Annotated in this window: 14 protein-coding genes; all 14 read left to right on the top strand. The window is 62.4% G+C overall.

Annotated elements, in window-relative coordinates; all coding sequences use genetic code 11:
* The first annotated feature begins 3 nt into the window (after positions 1–3).
* The 14 genes from AB4O12_RS07495 (at position 4) to AB4O12_RS07430 (ending at position 17170) form a co-directional block, all read left to right on the top strand.
* Positions 4–537, top strand: coding sequence for a polysaccharide biosynthesis/export family protein (locus AB4O12_RS07495; protein ID WP_236168959.1), 534 nt, complete (start codon positions 4–6; stop codon positions 535–537).
* Between the two features lie 2 nt (positions 538–539).
* The gene (locus AB4O12_RS07490) at positions 540–2849 is read left to right on the top strand and encodes a GumC family protein (protein ID WP_056785636.1); all 2310 of its coding nucleotides are present in this window, start codon (positions 540–542) and stop codon (positions 2847–2849) included.
* Between the two features lie 66 nt (positions 2850–2915).
* Positions 2916–4307 (top strand): undecaprenyl-phosphate glucose phosphotransferase, encoded by a 1392-nt coding sequence (locus tag AB4O12_RS07485; protein ID WP_375123648.1) that lies wholly within the window; start codon positions 2916–2918, stop codon positions 4305–4307.
* A gap of 46 nt (positions 4308–4353) precedes the next feature.
* A complete protein-coding gene (locus AB4O12_RS07480; protein WP_375123647.1) occupies positions 4354–5712 on the top strand; it encodes a UDP-glucose dehydrogenase family protein in 1359 nt (452 codons plus the stop codon).
* Positions 5709–6416, top strand: a complete 708-nt coding sequence (locus AB4O12_RS07475; protein ID WP_375123646.1) for a WecB/TagA/CpsF family glycosyltransferase — start codon at positions 5709–5711, stop codon at positions 6414–6416. The genes AB4O12_RS07480 and AB4O12_RS07475 overlap by 4 nt, the downstream gene beginning before the upstream one ends.
* Before the next feature lie 11 nt (positions 6417–6427).
* Positions 6428–7507, top strand: coding sequence for a glycosyltransferase (locus tag AB4O12_RS07470; protein WP_095179850.1), 1080 nt, complete (start codon positions 6428–6430; stop codon positions 7505–7507).
* Positions 7504–8610: a glycosyltransferase gene (locus AB4O12_RS07465; protein ID WP_150635431.1), complete on the top strand. Its 1107-nt coding sequence runs from the start codon at positions 7504–7506 to the stop codon at positions 8608–8610. The genes AB4O12_RS07470 and AB4O12_RS07465 overlap by 4 nt, the downstream gene beginning before the upstream one ends.
* 1 nt (position 8611) lies before the next feature.
* Positions 8612–9919 carry an O-antigen ligase family protein gene (locus AB4O12_RS07460; protein ID WP_252885930.1) on the top strand — a complete coding sequence of 436 codons (1308 nt, stop codon included), beginning with the start codon at positions 8612–8614 and terminating at the stop codon, positions 9917–9919.
* Positions 9913–10842: a glycosyltransferase family 2 protein gene (locus AB4O12_RS07455; RefSeq protein WP_305383005.1), complete on the top strand. Its 930-nt coding sequence runs from the start codon at positions 9913–9915 to the stop codon at positions 10840–10842. Before AB4O12_RS07460 ends, AB4O12_RS07455 begins: the two co-directional genes overlap by 7 nt.
* A 17-nt stretch (positions 10843–10859) precedes the next feature.
* Positions 10860–12278 (top strand): oligosaccharide flippase family protein, encoded by a 1419-nt coding sequence (locus tag AB4O12_RS07450; RefSeq protein ID WP_353187771.1) that lies wholly within the window; start codon positions 10860–10862, stop codon positions 12276–12278.
* 31 nt (positions 12279–12309) lie between these two features.
* Positions 12310–13365, top strand: coding sequence for a UDP-glucose 4-epimerase GalE (galE, locus tag AB4O12_RS07445; protein WP_460061149.1), 1056 nt, complete (start codon positions 12310–12312; stop codon positions 13363–13365).
* A gap of 30 nt (positions 13366–13395) precedes the next feature.
* Complete coding sequence (locus tag AB4O12_RS07440) at positions 13396–14874, top strand: family 16 glycosylhydrolase (RefSeq protein ID WP_460061146.1); 1479 nt, start codon at positions 13396–13398, stop codon at positions 14872–14874.
* Between the two features lie 409 nt (positions 14875–15283).
* Entirely contained in the window at positions 15284–16468 is a 1185-nt protein-coding gene (locus tag AB4O12_RS07435) for an MFS transporter (RefSeq protein ID WP_460061144.1), read from the top strand.
* Between the two features lie 27 nt (positions 16469–16495).
* Positions 16496–17170, top strand: a complete 675-nt coding sequence (locus tag AB4O12_RS07430) for a polysaccharide lyase family 7 protein (RefSeq protein WP_056785602.1) — start codon at positions 16496–16498, stop codon at positions 17168–17170.
* Positions 17171–17462: the final 292 nt, after the last annotated feature.

Below are 17462 nucleotides of genomic sequence, written 5' to 3'. Positions count from 1 at the left end.
GCCATGCACACGCGCCTGATTTTATTGTTGTTGCTGCTCTGGACAGTGCCCACGGTCGAGGCGGCGGACACCGACACCCATTACCGCCTGGCCGCTGGCGATGTCTTGCGCATCATCGTGTTCGGCGAGCCGGAACTGAGCTTCAAGAAGATCCGCCTCAACGATGCCGGCACCTTTTCCTACCCGTTTCTCGGCGAAATCGTCGCCAAGGGCCTGACGCCCAATCAGGTCGAACAGAAAATTGTCGATGGCCTCAAGCAAGGCTATCTGGTCGATCCGAAAGTCAGCCTCAGCCAGATCGAGTACCGCCCGTTCTACATCAACGGCGAGGTGCAAAAGCCCGGCAGCTATCCGTTTCAGCCCGGCCTGACCCTGGAGAAAGCCATCGCCCTGGGTGGCGGCCTGACCGAACGCGCCTCGATGAAACGCGTGACGATCCTGCGCGGCAGTGGCGGCCCGCCGGTCACTGAAAACGTCTCGCGCACCACTGTCATCGCCCCCGGCGACACCATTTCCATTGCACAAGGCTTTTTCTGATCATGGACAACAGCCCAAGCACCTACCTCGAACGTCCGCTCCAGGGCCACTTGCCAACGCAAGCCGCCGACGAGTCGGACACCCTTGATCTGCTGCATCTGTGGCGGGTGATCTGGTCGGCGAAGTGGAACATCGCCTGGCTGGTGCTGCTCAGTTGCGCGCTGGCCGTGGTGGCGCTGTCGTTCATCACGCCGCAATACGTCGGCAGTGCGACGTTGCTGATCAAGGACAAGACGCCACCGGTGTTGAGTTTTCAGCAGGCCGCCGAATCCGGCGGCGCCACCACCACTGATTACTTGCAGACCCAGCAAGCCCTGCTGCAATCGAGGGAACTGGCCGAGCGCGCCGTGCGCAAACTTGGCCTGACTACTAACCCGATCACCGATCCACGCCAGCAGGCGCAGAGTTGGTTCACCCCGCGCCAATGGCTGGCGGAGCTAAATCGCGACCAATGGCTGCCATGGCTGGATCTGCTGCCGCCGCCGAAGCCGCCAGCGACCGAAGAGCAAGTGTTCAACGACGTCACGCAAAACCTGATGCTGCACACCAGCGTCAAGTTTGTCGGCAAGAGTCAATTGCTGGAGATCGACGTCGAACTGCCCGACCCGGCACTCGCTGCGGCGGTGGCCAACGCCCTCGCGCAAGGCTTCATCGACAGCCAGCAGGACACCAGCCTGAAGTCTTCGCAAAACAACACCAGCTGGATGAACACCCGCCTGGTCGAACTGCGTGACAACCTGCGCGTGGCCGAAAACAAGTTGCAGGCCTATCGCGAGGAACAGGGTCTGGTCGATGTCGACGGCGTCGCCACCATCAGTGCCAACGAGCTGCAAATGACCGGCAATCGCATGATCGACGCGCGCCGCGACCGTGCTGAAGCGGAGAGCCAGTTCCGTCAGGCGCAAGCCTTGAGCAACGGCGACATCAGTCGTTTGTCCAGCGTGCCGGCAGTGCTGAGCAATCCGCTGATTCAGCAGTTCCAGGCTGATCTGGCCAAGGCTCAGGCCAAAGTCGAAGAGTTGTCCGGCCGTTATGGGCCGAAGCACCCGGCGCTGATCTCCGCCCGATCCGAGCAACGTACGGCGGCCAACAGCCTGCGCCTGCAAGTGCAGCAAGTGGTTGCCGGTATCGAGCGCCAGTATCAACTGGCAGTGGCCAGCGAAGACGCGCTGCGCAAATCCTTCAACAGCAACAAGGCGCAGATTCAGGACATTTCGCGCAAGGAATTCCAGCTGCGCGAATTCCAGCGTGAAGTCGACAGCACCCGCGCGCTCTATGAAACCTTCGTCACCCGCCTCAAGGAAACCGCCGCCACTTCGGACATGGATTCGGCCAAGGCGCGCATCGTCGACCCGGCGATCGCACCGCTGGAAGCGAGCAAACCGCGCAAGAATCTGATTCTCGCGATTGTCGCGCTGGTCGCAGCGATCGTCGGCGTTGCCCTCGCCTTCCTCTTCGATACGCTCAGCAACACCTTCAAGACCGACGACACCGTCGAGAGTCTGCTCAATGTGCCGTTGCTCAGCGTCGTGCCGCTGGTGATGAAGAAGAGCCGGCGACAGTTGGCGCGGCTGTTCGAAGACAACGACCACCCGCGTTTCTGTGAAACCATCCGTAATCTGCGCACCTGGCTGATGCTGCAGAACAACGAACGCCCGGCGCAGGTGGTGCTCGTCACTTCCTCGGTGTCCGGCGAAGGCAAAAGTACCATCGCCAACAACCTTGCCTCGTCACTCGCGCCACTGGAACGGGTGCTGCTGATCGATGCCGACATGCGTCAGCCGACACTGTCGCTGAACTTCGATTTCCCGCCGCAGAGCCCCGGCCTCGCCAACCTCATGGCCGGCAGCGCACGGCTGGAAGACTGCATTCGCAGTGTCGGTAATCTGGACATGCTCCCGGCCGGCTGCCTGACGCCCGCAGCGCTGGACCCGTTCGAGGCACCACGCTTGAAAGCCTCGAGCAGTTCGAGCAACGCCGTGGCCCCCGCGCAGGACTTGCTCAGCTCACCGCGCCTCGGTCGGCTGTTGCAGATTCTCAAGTCGCGCTACCGGCACATCATCATCGATTCGCCGCCAGCGGAAATCGTCAGTGACGCGCTGTTGCTGGCGCAGCATTCCGATGCGGTGATCTACGTGGTCAAGGCGCAGAGCACGCCGGTCGGCCAGGTGCGCAAGAGCATTGCCGTGTTGCAGCAGAGCCAAGCGCCGGTGTTCGGCGTGGTGCTCAATCAGGTCGATCTGCGCAAGGCGCGCAAGTACGGCCATGGCCATTCCCGTTCCTTCTACGACTACGACTTCGCCCCGCGCTGATCCTTCGGGCCGTGCCGCCCGGCCGCAGCCTGTCCTTCCCTGTTCGACGAATCGGAGATCGCGCCGATGACCTCGCAATATTCCGCGCAAATGGCACACCGTCGCGGCCTCACCTTCTGGGGGCAATGGTTGTGCGCAATGACCCTGGTCAATCTGTTGCTGATTGTTCTGGTGCACTGGCGCATCGGCGCCTTGCCCAGTGAATACCGGCTACTGATCATCCTCACGGTGCTCGGCTCGATGCCGGTCTACAGCCTCGTTCAGGTCTACCACAAACGTCATGGCCTGCTGGTCGGGCTCGGCCGTTTGCTGGCCGGCTGGCTGATTCTGCTCGGACTGCTGATGAGCATCGCCTTCGTCACCCAGACCAGCGCGTTGTTCTCCCGGCAGGTGGTGATTGTCTGGGCGGTGGTCGGTTTTCTCGCCCAGGCGGCGACGTTTCTGCCGCTGCATCTGTTCGTGCGCATGTACACCAAAATGATTTGCAACGAGCGCCGCGCGGTGATCATCGGCACCTGCCCGACCGCCCATGAACTGGCGCGCAAACTCCTCGACCCGGATCGCGCGTTACTGCTCGGGTTTGTCGCTGCGAAAGCCGACAGCGGCCCGGCGCCGAGCATCCTGCCGCTGCTCGGCGAGGTCGAGGACATTCGCGAAATCATCATGCGTTTGCAGGCGCGGCGGGTGTACATCGTGCTGCCGATGGCCGAGGCGGCGACGATCGAAGCGCTGTACATCAACCTCCTCGACATGAACGTCGACGTGGTGTGGATTCCGGACCTGGGCAGCATGGTCCTGCTCAATCATTCGATCTCCGAAATCGAGCGGATGCCGGCGATCTATCTCAACGAAAGCCTGCTTACCTCGCACCCCGGCAGCCTGTTCTGCAAGGAACTGTTCGAACGCAGCGTCGCAGCGGTGGCGCTGATTCTGCTCAGCCCGCTGCTGCTCGGCGTGGCCATTGCGGTCAAGCTGACGTCGCCGGGGCCGGTGCTGTTCAAGCAGAACCGCCATGGCTGCGACGGCGAAGTGATTCGCGTGTGGAAGTTTCGCTCGATGCGCGTGCACAACGATCAGCAAGTGCGTCAGGCCACCCGCGACGACGACCGCGTCACACCGCTGGGACGCTTTCTGCGACGCAGCTCCATCGACGAATTGCCGCAACTGTTCAACGTGCTGTTCGGCCACATGGCGCTGGTCGGGCCGCGTCCGCACGCGGTCACCCACAACATCTATTACACCGGCAAGGTGCGCGCCTACATGGCACGGCATCGGCTCAAGCCTGGCATCACTGGTCTGGCGCAGATCACCGGGCATCGCGGCGAAACCGAGACCGTGGAAAAGATGCAGCGCCGGGTCGCTCAAGACCTCAATTACATCAATCAATGGTCGCTGTGGCTGGACATCAAGATCCTGCTGAAGACGCCCTTCACCCTGTTCTCGAAAAACATCTACTGACAGCGGCCAGCGCTCTGGCCCACCCCGCCACGCATGAGGTTTTCCCATGAATGTGAGTGTATTCGGTATCGGTTATGTCGGACTGGTCCAGGGCGCCGCGCTGGCCGAGGTCGGCCACAACGTGCTGTGTGTGGATGTCGACGCGGCCAAGGTGCAGGCCTTGAATGACGGCACTCTGCCCATCTACGAGCCGGGTCTGAAAAGCCTGGTGCGGGACAATCATCACAGCGGCCGTCTGCAATTCGGCAGTGATCTGGCCGCTGCGGTAAAGCACGGCGATGTGTTGCTGATCGCGGTCGGCACGCCGCCGGACGAGGACGGCTCGGCGGATCTCAAACATGTCCTCAGCGTCGCCCGTACCATCGGCGAACACCTGCGCGGCGAGCAGATCATCGTCGACAAATCCACGGTGCCGGTGGGCACGGCGGACCGGGTGCGCGAATGCATCAGCGCCATCCTCGGCGAAAGCGGGCGTGGTGCACTGACCTTCGATGTGGTTTCCAACCCGGAATTTCTCAAGGAAGGTTGCGCGGTCGACGACTGCATGCGCCCCGACCGGATCATCATCGGCACCGACAGCCCGCGTGCCGAAGCTGTGATGCGCGAGCTGTACGAACCGTTCAATCGCAACCGCGAAAAAATCATCGTCATGGATGTGCGCAGCGCCGAGCTGACCAAGTACGCCGCCAACTGCATGCTGGCAACCAAGATCAGCTTCATGAACGAGATGGCCGGGCTTGCCGAAAAGCTTGGCGCCGACATCGAAATGGTTCGCCATGGCATCGGCTCGGATCCGCGCATCGGCTACCAGTTCATCTACCCCGGTATCGGTTACGGCGGTTCGTGTTTTCCCAAGGATGTGCGCGCGCTGATCCACGCCGCCCACGGCGTCGACATCGATGCGCGCCTGCTTCGCGCAGTCGAGTCGCGCAACAACGAGCAGAAAAGCACGCTGTTCCACAAGATCACCGAGCACTTCAACGGCGCGCTGGAAGGCAAAACCTTCGCGCTGTGGGGCCTGAGCTTCAAGCCCAATACCGACGACATGCGCGAGGCCCCCAGCCGCGTGTTGATGGAAGCGTTGTGGCGAGCCGGCGCCAGCGTGCAGGCATTCGACCCGAAAGCCATGGAACAGGCGCAGCAGCTTTATGGCCCGCGCGATGACCTGACGCTGGCCGGCACCAAAGAGGCGGCGCTGAAAAATGCCGACGCGCTGGTGATCGTCACCGAGTGGCAAGCGTTTCGCGCGCCGGACTTCGAACTGCTCGCCCGCCAGCTTAAAAATCCGCTGATCTTCGATGGCCGCAATTTGTTCGATCCGCAACGCCTCAGCGCACGCGGTTTCACCTACATCAGCGTCGGCCGGCCAACCTGCGCCGCTGAAGCACAGGATCTCGCGTCATGATCCGCCTGGAATTGCTCGACCGTTATTCGCCGGCCCTGCTGGAATCCAACCGGGCCTTCTCCTTTCTCAACTTCGCCTCGATCGGCAGTTTCATCCGCCAGCCGCCGTCGTCGCTGGCGTATTTTTGCGACGGCATGCTGATGTCCGGGTTCATGTCGCGCATCACCGGGCGCGCGGTGCAGCGGGTCAGTTTCGATTTCACCTCGATTGCCGATCCTGTGTTGCGTCAATCCGAGCAGCGCGGCAAACGCGTCTACGTGGTCGGTGCGCGGCAGGCGGAGCTTGATCGTTTCGTGGAAAAGCTCGGCACGCAGTACCCGCGCCTGCAACTGGTCGGCGCGCACAACGGGTACTTCGATGCCGAGCAAGGCGCCGCGCTTCAGGCTGATATCCGTCGGCAGCGGACCAACCTGTTGCTGGTCGGCCTCGGCGCCGGCCTGCAGGAGCGCTTTGTCCTCGATGCGCTGCGCGGTGGCTTCAGCGGCGTGGCGTTCACCTGCGGCGGTTTCATTCGTCAGGAAGCCAATGCCGGCGAGCGTTACTACCCCGACGCGATCAATCGCCTGCACCTGCGCGCCTTTTACCGCATGTATCGCGAGCCGCACACGATCAAGCGCTACCTGCTCGACTACCCGAGCAATGCCCTGCGCCTGACCGAACTGATTCTGCGCCAGCAAGTGGCGATCAATGTCACCGCCCCATGAGGATTGTGCCGATGCATATTCTGTTCACGCTCAAGGATTACCAGACTGGCGGCGGCGTCGAGTGCGTGCAGCAGCGCCTCGCCGAGCAGTTTCTGGCGGACGGCCGGCGGGTGAGTTTTTTCGTCATGAACGGCGACTCGCCCAACGTCGACGGCGCGCCGAGCATGGCCGGTGGCGGCAGTGGGCTCGCGGGCTGGCTGAAGTCGATCGTGCTGTTGCGCCGGCTGATTCGCCGCGAAAGCGTGACGCATCTGATTGGCGCCAAGGAGCAGGCCAACCTCTGCACCTGGTTCGCCACCCTGGGCAGTGCCTGCAAAGTCATCTACACCCGCCACGCCGCGCTGGATTGCGCCGAGCAGAACACCGGGCGCGCCAGCCTGCGCCTGTTGTACGCGCTGTACCTGTGCGGCAGCGGCAAGGTAGTCGCGGTGTCCCACGGTCTGCGCCAGTCGCTTGCCGGGTTGATGCCGTGGGGCCAGCCGCGCATCCGTTATTGCCCGAACGCGGTGATCAGCGAGCAACTGTTGCGTGCGGCTCAGGCGCCGTTGCCCGGTGGCGTGCCCCATCATTATTGGCTGGGTGTCGGCCGGCTAGTGGAAACCAAGGGCTTCGCGCTGCTGCTCGACGCCTACGCGCTGGCGGCGCAACAACGCCCGCTGCCCTATCTGGTAATTGCCGGCGACGGGCCGTTACGCGCAGCGCTTGAAGCGCAGACACAACGGCTGGGCATCGAACGCCTGGTGCATTTCACCGGGCATCTGCGCAATCCCTATCCGCTGATCCGCCATGCGCAGTTGCTGGTGCTCAGCTCATTGCACGAAGGTTTGCCGACGGTGTTGGTCGAGGCGCTGGCGCTGGGTACGCCGGTGATGTCCACCGATTGCGGCAGCGGGCCGCGCGAGTTGCTCGACGATGGACGCCTCGGGCGTTTGGTCGTCGTCAACGATGTGCCAGCCCTGGCCGAGGCGCTGCTCGACAGTCTGGCCAGCCGCGAACCCGAGCCGCCGCCCCGACGCTCAGTCAGCGACGCGATCCTGCCCTATACCAGCCAGTACGCCGCGCAGGCTTATTACCAGGTGTGGAACCGATGAAAAAGCTGCTGATCATTCTCCAGGACCTCGGCGCCGGCGGCGCGGAGAAAATGATGGTGCGCCTCGCCGGTGCCTTGGTTGAGGCCGGCAACGAAGTCACGCTGCTGATGCTCACCGGTGCCGGCATCAATCAGCCGGCGCTCGATCCGCGGGTCAGGCAAGTGCTGCTCGACAGTCCGCGCAGCGCGGCGGCTGTGCCGGCACTGACACGGTTTTTACGCAGCAATCAGTACGACGCGCAACTGGCCGCCCTCACCCACGTCAACGTCGTGGCGATTGCCGCCGCCGCGCTGTCCGGGACGCTGGCGCGGCTGCATGTCAGCGAGCGCAATGCCTTTTCGCGGGACAAACACGTCAACCCGGCATTGTCGGTCAAGCTCGCCTACTGGCTGGCGCCGTGGTTGTACCGGCTGATTCCCAACCCGGTGATCTGCGTGTCACAAGGCGTCGCCGAGGATCTGGTCGACACCACCATCGCCCGCGCGCGCGATGTGACGACCGCTGACAACCCGGTGCTCGACAACGATTTTCGTGACAAACCCGCCGCCGCGCCCAGCCATCCCTGGCTGAAGGACAAAACCACCCCGGTGATCGTCGCCGTGGGTCGACTGGCGCAACAAAAGGGCTTCGACACTCTGATCGACGCCTTCGCCCGTCTGCCGCAACGCGATGCGCGGCTGATCATCTTCGGCGAAGGCGCCCTGCGCGGCGAACTGCTGGCCCAAGCGACAGCGCTCGGCGTCGCAGAGCGTTGCGATCTACCGGGATACGCCAGTGACCCTATCGCCGAGATTGCCCGAGCGGACTGTTTCGTCCTGTCGTCGCGTTTCGAGGGCAGCCCCAACGCGTTGGTCGAAGCCCTGTCGACCGGCACGCCGGTCGTGGCGACCCGCTGCCCGTACGGCCCGCAGGAAATCCTCGGCGATGGCGCCGTCGCCCCCTTGGTCGATGTTGACGATCCGGCCGCGCTCGCCAGCGCAATCAGCGCACAAATGGCCGCGCCACGAGCCCTGCATCGCCAGCGGCGGATTGATGCCGCCGCGCGCTTCGTCAGCGGCCGCGCGGTGCAGACCTACCTCAAGGCGTTACTCGGGAGGCGCTGAGATGAACCGCCTGCAAGTGCGTTATTCGACACTGGCCGATGCCTTCACCTTGTTTGGCGTGCTGTTCTATACGCAAGTGATCGGCTTCTTTCTGCGCCTGGGGAATGTGAGCACGCTGGACGATGCCCAGCAGGATCTGGAAGGCAATCTGGCCAATCAGGTCTGCGGCTTGCTGACGTTGCTGGTGCCGCTGTTCTTCTTCATTCGCCACAAAGTGTTCCTCAGCAAGAGTTTCTACCGGCAGAACCTGTTTTTGCTGTTGTTTCTCGGCTGCGTGGCGGCGTCGATCAGTTGGTCGAGCGAGCCGATGCTCAGTTTCAAGCGTTTCATTGCGCTGCTCAGCGTGGTGTTTTTTGCCGGTTTTATCGCTTGGCGCTACAGCATCGAGCGGATCGCTTTTCTGTTCGGCTGCGTGATCGGTGCAGCGGCGCTAGTCGGGTTGATCTTCGCCGTGATTCGCCCGGACATCGCCTTTATTTCCGGCGGCATCCGTGACGGGGCCTTTCGCGGGGTGTTCGCGGAAAAGAACGCTGGCGCACGCCTGAACGCGATTGCGATCCTGTTGCTGCTGCCGATGATCCGCCAGCGCAACCCGCTGGCCATGCTGTATGGGCTGTTCGCGCTGATCGCCATCGGTCTGGCGCAGTCAGCCACGGCGATTGCGCTGATCGTCGCCGGCACCGCCAGTTACGCCTACTTCATCACGCTGATCCGGCTGCGCATCAACCGCTCACTGCTGGCCTTCACCGCCGCCACGTTGGTGTTCTTCCTCTTGTGTGGGGTGCTTTACGCCAACTACGCCATGCTGCTGGAACTGGTCGGCCGCGACCCGTCACTCACTGACCGCACGTTGATCTGGGAGCTGTTGCAGCCGCTGATCGATGCGCAATTTCTCAAGGGCTATGGTTTCGGCGCGTTCTGGGCCAGTGCCGATGCAGATGCGTTCATTACGCGCTGGGGCTACATCGGCAACGCGCACAGCGGCTACGTCGAAACCCTGCTCAATGGCGGCCTGATTCAGTTGATCGCCCTGCTGCTGATGTTTGCCCAGACCCTGAGCAAGCGCTATCGCGCAATCACCGCAGATCAGTCCGCGCGCTATCAGGCCTGTGCGCTGGTGATCATCGGCCTGTTCGTCGTTACCAATTACGTCGCCTACGTGATCCCCAACTATCGCTCGGGTGAGTTCCTGATTTTCTGCGTGCTCAGCCTGACCTTCCGCCACCACCTCGTCGCCCGTCCGCAGCCGCTGCCAGCGGCGAATGCTCGGCCAATGCGCGGCACTTTCCGGGAACAACGCCCATGCTGAATGATCCCTCGGCCGTCACCGTGTGCGTGGTGGTTCCGCTGTACAACGCCGCCGCCAGCATTCAACGCACACTGGACTCGGTGTGCGCACAGACCCGCCCGCCGGACAAAGTCATTGTCGTTGATGACGGTTCCAGCGATGCCGGGCCAGAGATCGTCAGGCAGTACGCCGCGCCCTTCCCCATCGTGCTGTTGCAGCAGCCCAACCAAGGCCCGGCCAGTGCACGCAATCGCGGCGTGTTCAGCGCCGAAGAAACCTTTATCGCTTTCCTTGATGCCGACGACCGCTGGCATCCGGAAAAACTGCAAAAACAACTGGCACTGCACGCGGAATTGACCCGACAGGGACGCAAAGTCGGTTTGATCGATTGCTTTCAGATGAGCGAATTCAGTGATGGCAAACGCCAATTGGAGGATCGCTGTAAACACGGCGAGCACTTTGCCGACTTCATGCGCGAGAACATCATCAACGGCACCTCCGGCGTACTCGCCCTGCGCGAGATCATCGTCGCCATTGGCGGCTTCGATCAGAGCCTGCGTTTTGCCGAGGACCGCCTGTTGTGGACGCGCATCGCCGAAATCAGCGAGATCCACAGCGTGCCGCAGATTCTGCACTGGCGCGCCGTCAATGCCGCCAACATCACCGCGCAACCGCACAAGTATTACCCGCACAAGCTGCGCTTCATCCAGCTGTACCTGGCGCGTTACGGCACCCGGCTGAACCAGCAGCAGCGGATCTATTTCGTCCTCGCCAATCACGCGGAATTTCTCAATGCCTTTTCCCGGCGCGGCGATCATCGCCGGGTCATCGAGGTGTTCCGGCAGATGCTCGGGCATTCGTGGCAGACGCTGTTGTTCTCCCGGGGCAAACCGACCCTGCGCTACCTCTACGCCTGCTTCAAAAGTCTGGGCAACAGCCGCTGAATTTCAGGGATCGCGCCATGGCCAACCGTCGCCTGATGACCCTCGCATGGATTTTCACCGAGAAGTTCGGCCTGATTTTCCTGTCGATGATTACCTTTGTCGTCTACGCGCATTTGCTGACGCCGACTGAGCTGGGCATCGGCACGCTGATCATCGCCGTGGTCGAAGTGGTCGGCATTCTGTTCTCGTCGATGCTGGAAGACCCGCTGGTGCGCCTGCAGCGGATGGAAGACAAACACATCAGCAGCGTGTTCTGGTTTGCGGTGCTGGTCAGCCTGCTATCGATCGCGTTGATTTCGCTGGCGGTCGTGCTCTATACGCCGTCCACCGCGCTGCGCTGGATGACCGCTGTGGCCTCGGTGAAAATCCTTTTCACCCTGATGGCGCGGGTGTATGTGGCACAGATGCGCCGCAGCGGCAATTTCAAGCTGCTGGCCTCGCGCACCTTGCTCGGCAAAGTGGCTGGCGGGGTTGGCGGCGTGGCTGTTGCGCTGCTGGGTTTCGGCCCGTGGGCGGTAGTCGCGCAGGCGCTGATCATGGACGGCGTTTCCACACTGGTACTGATGCGCAGCGAGCGTCGGCGCATTCCCTTGCTGATCGACCGCCAGGTGCTGGGCGAAGTGCTGCGCGCCGGTCTGCCGGTCTGCGTCAATGTCATGAGTTCGCAAACCCTGCAACGCGGCGTCAATCTGATTCTCGGCCTGACTGCCGGGGCGCACGCGGTGGGCATGTTCAATCTGGCCATGCGCATCATCGACCTGCCGCGCTCGGCGATCTGCAACGGCTTGATGAGTTACGCCCTGCCGGTGTTCGCCCGGCGCAGTGCCGAACCGGCGCGCCTGATCGGGGTTATAGGCGATTCCACGGCGATCAGCGGCTTCGTGCTCACGCCGCTGTTCTTCGGCATCGCCCTGACCGCCGAGGACATCATCCTGCTGATCTTCGGCGCGAAATGGGCCGATGCGATTCCTTTGCTGCAAGTGCTCGCCTGCACGGCGGCGCTGGGCAATCTGGCGCTGTATGCAACCACTGCGCTGGTGGCGGTCAATCGCACGCACCTGACGCTCAAGGCCGAAGTTGCCACCACTCTGCTCGCGCTGGCGCTGGTCTATCTGCTCGGAGCGACCTACGGCGGCATGGCGGCGGCGCTGGCATTGCTGCTGCGCATGCTGCTGATCACGCCGCTGCAGGTACGCGGCCTGCACGCCGCCATCGGTTATGACTGGCGCTGCTTCTTTCAGTCCAGTTACCGCAGCCTGTTCGCCTCGCTGCTGATGGTCGTCGTGGTGATGTGGGCGTCGCGGCAAACCGGCCTGTCCGGCTACGCGCACTTGGCCGGCGACATTGCCATCGGCACGCTGACCTATGCCTTGGCCTACAGCCTGCTGCACCCGCGCTGGCCGCAAGAATTCAAGTTGGTGTTCACCGCCCGCTGAGCCGGATTTCCTCGCAATGGAGCACGTCGTCATGCGCAAAACCACGTTGATCACGGGCGGTGCCGGCTACATCGGTTCGCACACGGCACTGCAATTGATCGAGTTTGGACACTCGGTTCTGATCCTCGACAACCTGTGCAACAGCAGCCGCGAAGCAGTCGCACGGCTGGAGCTGTTGAGTCATTCGCACGTCGATTTCATCGAGGGCGATATCCGCGACGCCGCGCTGCTGGAAGAGATTTTCAGCACCTACGCGATCGACGCGGTGCTGCATTTCGCCGGGCTCAAAGCGGTTGCGCAAAGCGTGCGCCGCCCCATGGATTACTACGCCAACAATGTGTTCGGCACGCTGAACCTGTGTCAGGCGATGGCCCGCGCCCACGTGTTCAATCTGGTGTTCAGTTCCTCGGCGACGGTGTACGGCGAGCCGGCCCGCATGCCCATCGTGGAAGAGCACGGCACCGGCAAACCGGTTAATCCCTACGGGCGCTCGAAGTTGATGATCGAAGAATTGCTCAGCGACCTTGCCCTCGCCGATTCACGCTGGAACATCGCTGTGCTGCGATACTTCAACCCGATCGGCGCGCACCAGAGCGGGCTGATCGGAGAAGCACCCAGCGGTCGACCGAACAATCTGCTGCCGTGCCTGACCGAGGTTGCCAGCGGCCAGCGCACTGCGTTGACCGTGTATGGCAACGACTATCCAACAGTCGACGGCACCTGTATTCGCGATTACATCCATGTGCTGGACCTGGCTGAAGGTCATCTCAAGGCGCTACAGGTTTTGCAGGGCGACGAGCATGGCCTGCACGTATGGAATCTCGGCAGCGGCACCGGCTACAGCGTATTGCAGATCATCAGCGCCTTCGAAGACGTCACCGGCCTGCGCATTCCCTACCGCTTCGCCCCACGCCGCGCCGGAGATATCGCCGAGTGCCGCGCCGACGCGAGCAAGGCCGGGCGCGAGCTGGGCTGGCGGGCACAACGCCAGCTGACGCAAATGCTCATCGACAGCTGGCGCTGGCAGACCAGCAACCCGTGGGGCTACCGCCCGCAACCGGCGCCGCTGCTGGCGGTGGGTAGCTGAACCGGCGCACATCCATGTTAGGGACGACTCATGAAAAGATCACGATGCTTGCTGTTTGTCTTGCTGCTGCTGAGCGCTGGCGCCCGCGCCAATATTCCTCAACCGGTGGCTGACGGACTGGTGCTGTGGCTGGACGGCAATGATCCCGCCTCGATGACTCTGGAGGGGCAAAATCAGGTCGTGCGCTGGCGGGACAAATCCGGCAAGGGCAATGACGTCGTCGTCGACAACCGCGCGGCGACGACATTGCCCACGCGCGTCGACAACGCCCTCAACGGCCACGGTGTGGTGCGTTTCAGCGGCACGGCGGCGTTCATGGGCCAGGCGATCCGCACAAGCAAAGGCCCGGTGACAGTCTTTATCGTCTCGCGGCGTCTGCCCGAGCAGGCCGGCGGCAAGGCCTGGCAGCGACTGTTCAGCTCGCGGCCGCAACTGGCGGACAACGACAACGTCGCGCCGAATTTCGGCATCAGCGTGCAGCAGACCAGCGCCTACGAGCCAGCCCTGGCCTTGCTGGAAACCAGTGACGTGCCGATCGGCCCGTTCGCGGTGGCGCGCAACGTGGTGGGCACCTCGGAAATCCTCCGTGGCGACATCGCCGAAGTGCTGGTGTATGACCGTCCATTCAGCAATCAGGACGAACGCCGTAACGTGTTCGAGTATCTGGCGCAGAAATGGGCGGTCGCCATTCCGCAGCAGGCCGATGCCTGGACCCGCGTTGGCCCGTTAGGGCCGACTCCGACGCCGGTTACGCCCGATCTGCCGCTGTCGGATCAGGCCAATGCCGGCGGCTGGAAACTCGATACACGGCTGTCCGACGAATTCAACGGCAGCGCGCTCGATGCCGAACGCTGGCACGTCAACAACGCCACCGGCACCGATTCCCTCGGGCGCAAACCGGCGCTGTTTTTGCCGGAGAACGCCAAGGTCGGCAGCGGTAATCTGAACATCACCTTCCGCAAACAGACCCTCCCCGAGAAATACGTCGCCTTGGGCTACAAGGACTACAGTTCGGCGATGGTGCGTACCCATGAACGGGGGATGTACGGCTATTACGAAGCCCGGGCGAAGCCGATGAACTCTGCCGGCTCCAGTGCGTTCTGGCTGGCGTGGACCGGGCTGCCGGAAAACGCCACGGAAATCGACATCTTCGAAATCGGCGGCAAAACCCCCAACGAAGCGTTCGACCGCCGGTACAACATGAACGCCCATGTCTGGGCCAGACCGCAGAATGATCAACACCTGAGTTCCGGCAGCACGTGGAATGCCCCTTGGCGGCTGGCCAGTACCTTTCATGTCTACGGTTTCGACTGGCAACCCGAGACCTTGCGCTGGTACGTCGACGGCGTATTGGTCCGGGAGGCGAAGAACACCTACTGGCACTTCCCCATGCAAATCGTTTTCGACAGTGAAGCGATGTGGGACTGGTTCGGCGTGGTCGACGATGCTGACCTGCCGTCGGTGTTTCGCATCGATTACGTCAGGGTCTGGACCCGCTCGCCGCAGTAGTGCTGTGTTCAACGGGTTTGGACCTTCGCTTGCATCCGCCACAGCGTGCGGAAACCTCCCTGACGCTCGCGCAGTTCTTCCGGCGTGCCGTCCTGCACTAACTCGCCTCTCTCCAAGCGCCATCCCCCGCCCCTCGATACCCGCAAACATCACTCGATCCTGCTCGCAAAGGTTGACGTGCGCCAAGCCAACCGAGCGGCTGCCCTCGCCCTTTGCTCTACCATCCATCGGCTGTGTTGGAAAATCATCAAACCCAAGTGCAAGTCCGTTATCAGAATCGATAACCACTCCAGCAACAGACATCCTCGAGGACACTCATGGCTAATGATCCCTCCAACTCCGACCGCACCAGGTTCAGGCCGGAGCATGCGGTCGAGACAACCTTTCCTGCCAGCAATCCGATTTCACCGTGAGTCTTGACCGGCGCAGCCTCAATCTTGTCGCGGCAGCGTTCGCGCTGACGGCGTTGTCCTATGGCCTCGCGCGCTTCGCTTACGGATTGCTGCTGCCGCAGATTCGTCAGGATCTGACGCTCAGCGTGACCGCTGCGGGATGGATTGGTGGCAGTGCGTTCGCCGCTTACTGTGTGGGCATCGTTGCGACGTTTGTCTGCAATGGCAAAATCAGTCCGCGCGGGTTGACGGTGATGGCCGGCGCCGCCGCGACGCTGGGCATGGGGCTGGTGGTGATGGCTTGGTCGGGCTTGGCGTTGGGCTGCGGGGTCGCGCTGGCGGGATTGAGCACGGGTCTGACCTCGCCGCCATTGGCCAGTGCGGTGGCAGCGCGTCTTGATGATGCGGATCGCCCGCGGGCCAATGGTTTTATCAATGCCGGGACAGCGGCGGGAATCGTTTTTTCCGGTTTTGCGGCGATATTGGCGGCCGGGCAATGGCGCCAGCTGTATGCCCTGTTTGCCTTGATCGGCATCGGCGTTACGCTCTGGCTCTGGTTTGCGGTGCCGCGACGGGTCGAGCGTGACGTCGCGCAGAGCTTCTCGCTGGCAATGCTGCGTCGACCCGGCGTACTGCCTTTGTGCGCCAGTGCTTTCCTGATGGGGTTGGCGAGCACGGCGATCTGGACATTCGGTGCCGATATCCTGCGCAGCGAGGCTGGGTTCTCCGATCGGTCGATTGCATGGGCGTGGATCGTATTGGGCGCCGCGGGAATCAGCGGCTGCATGACGGGCGTGCTCACTGGCCGCTTCGGTGTCGCACGCATGCAGCATCTGGCGCTTGCCGGGATCGCCCTCGGGACGTTGGGCCTCACTGGCGCATCAGTTTCAGCCGGATCGGGCCTCGCCGCGATGTGCCTGTTTGGCGCGGCCTACATCGTTTCTTCAGGCGTTTATCTGCTGCAAGGCATTCGTTTGTTGCCGGACCGCCCGGACCTGGGACTGGGCATTCCGTTTCTGCTTCTGGCGCTCGGTCAGACCGCTGGCACGCCGGTTTTCGGCGCTGTGCTGGAGGCTGCCGGCGTAATCGTTGCCCTTTGTGTTTTCGCGGCGGCCGCATGCGCCGCTATGGTGCTGTGCCCAAGAGATGGTGAAAGTCCGCGCAGACAGATGTGCCAATCCACCGAAGGCTTGGGTCGCTAATGATTTTTATCGTCAGGAGTACAAACCATGGCCGTAAACATCAGCAATCTCACCCTCTCCACCCCGGTACCCGTCTCGGCAACCAATCCGGTGGCACTGGAACTCAACGGCGCCGAGGCCATTGCGCAGTTCCCGAGCATCGTCACGGTGCTGCCCGACGGATCCCTGCAACTGTCCGCGCCGACCAAAGGCGCCTCAAGCAAGAGCACCCACCGCACCCGCTGTGAATGGAAGGAATCGTTCTACTGGTCGCTGGCCAGTGCCGCTGACCACCTCAACTATCAGGAGATGACCGTGACCAAGGTCAACTCTGCGCAGAAAGTCGTTATTTCGCAGATGCATGTGAAAAACGACGACAGCCCCGCCATCAAGGTGTTCTGGCAGAAAGGCAACATCACCATGGGCTTCCGCCAGAGTTTCAACCAGCCCACCCCGGTCAACACCACGGTGCTCAAGGGCGTACCGCTGGGCGCGAAATTCAAGGTGACCATTCGCGCCAACTCTGCCGGCGTAGCTCGAGTCACCGTCGACTACAACGGCGTTGTCGGTACATCAGGTGATTTGCAGCTCGACTCAACCTGGAATTCGCAGGTGTTCAATTTCCACGGCGGGGTCTACAACCAGATCGACTACACCGACGCCACCCCGCCAGAGGATGGCTCAATCTGCATCATCAGTGATTTGTTGATATCGCATACTTAGGCGCTGAAACGAGCAAGGGCCTGCATAGCTTTTGCATGCATGGCCCTTGTCGGAGCTCAGCCCGATGATTAGTTTTCAGCCTCCTCTCGAACCTCAAAACAGCCTGCGTCCTAACGTCGCAGCCGTCAGCTATTGGCAAATCCTGCGTAAGCCGTAGAATCCCGCGCTCTCGCATCGCGCGTCTGGTCACAGACGCGAACTTGCAGGGGCTGGCCATGTCGTCCGACGCCACCGCCCTGCCCGATCGGCAGACCCCCTGCACAACACCTGTTCCAGCCTGGCAACCGCACGC

It is taken from the genome of Pseudomonas sp. S2_A05, assembly GCF_054668485.1.
Note: the sequence above shows the minus strand (reverse complement) of the source record. Positions and strands in the feature narration are given on the sequence as shown.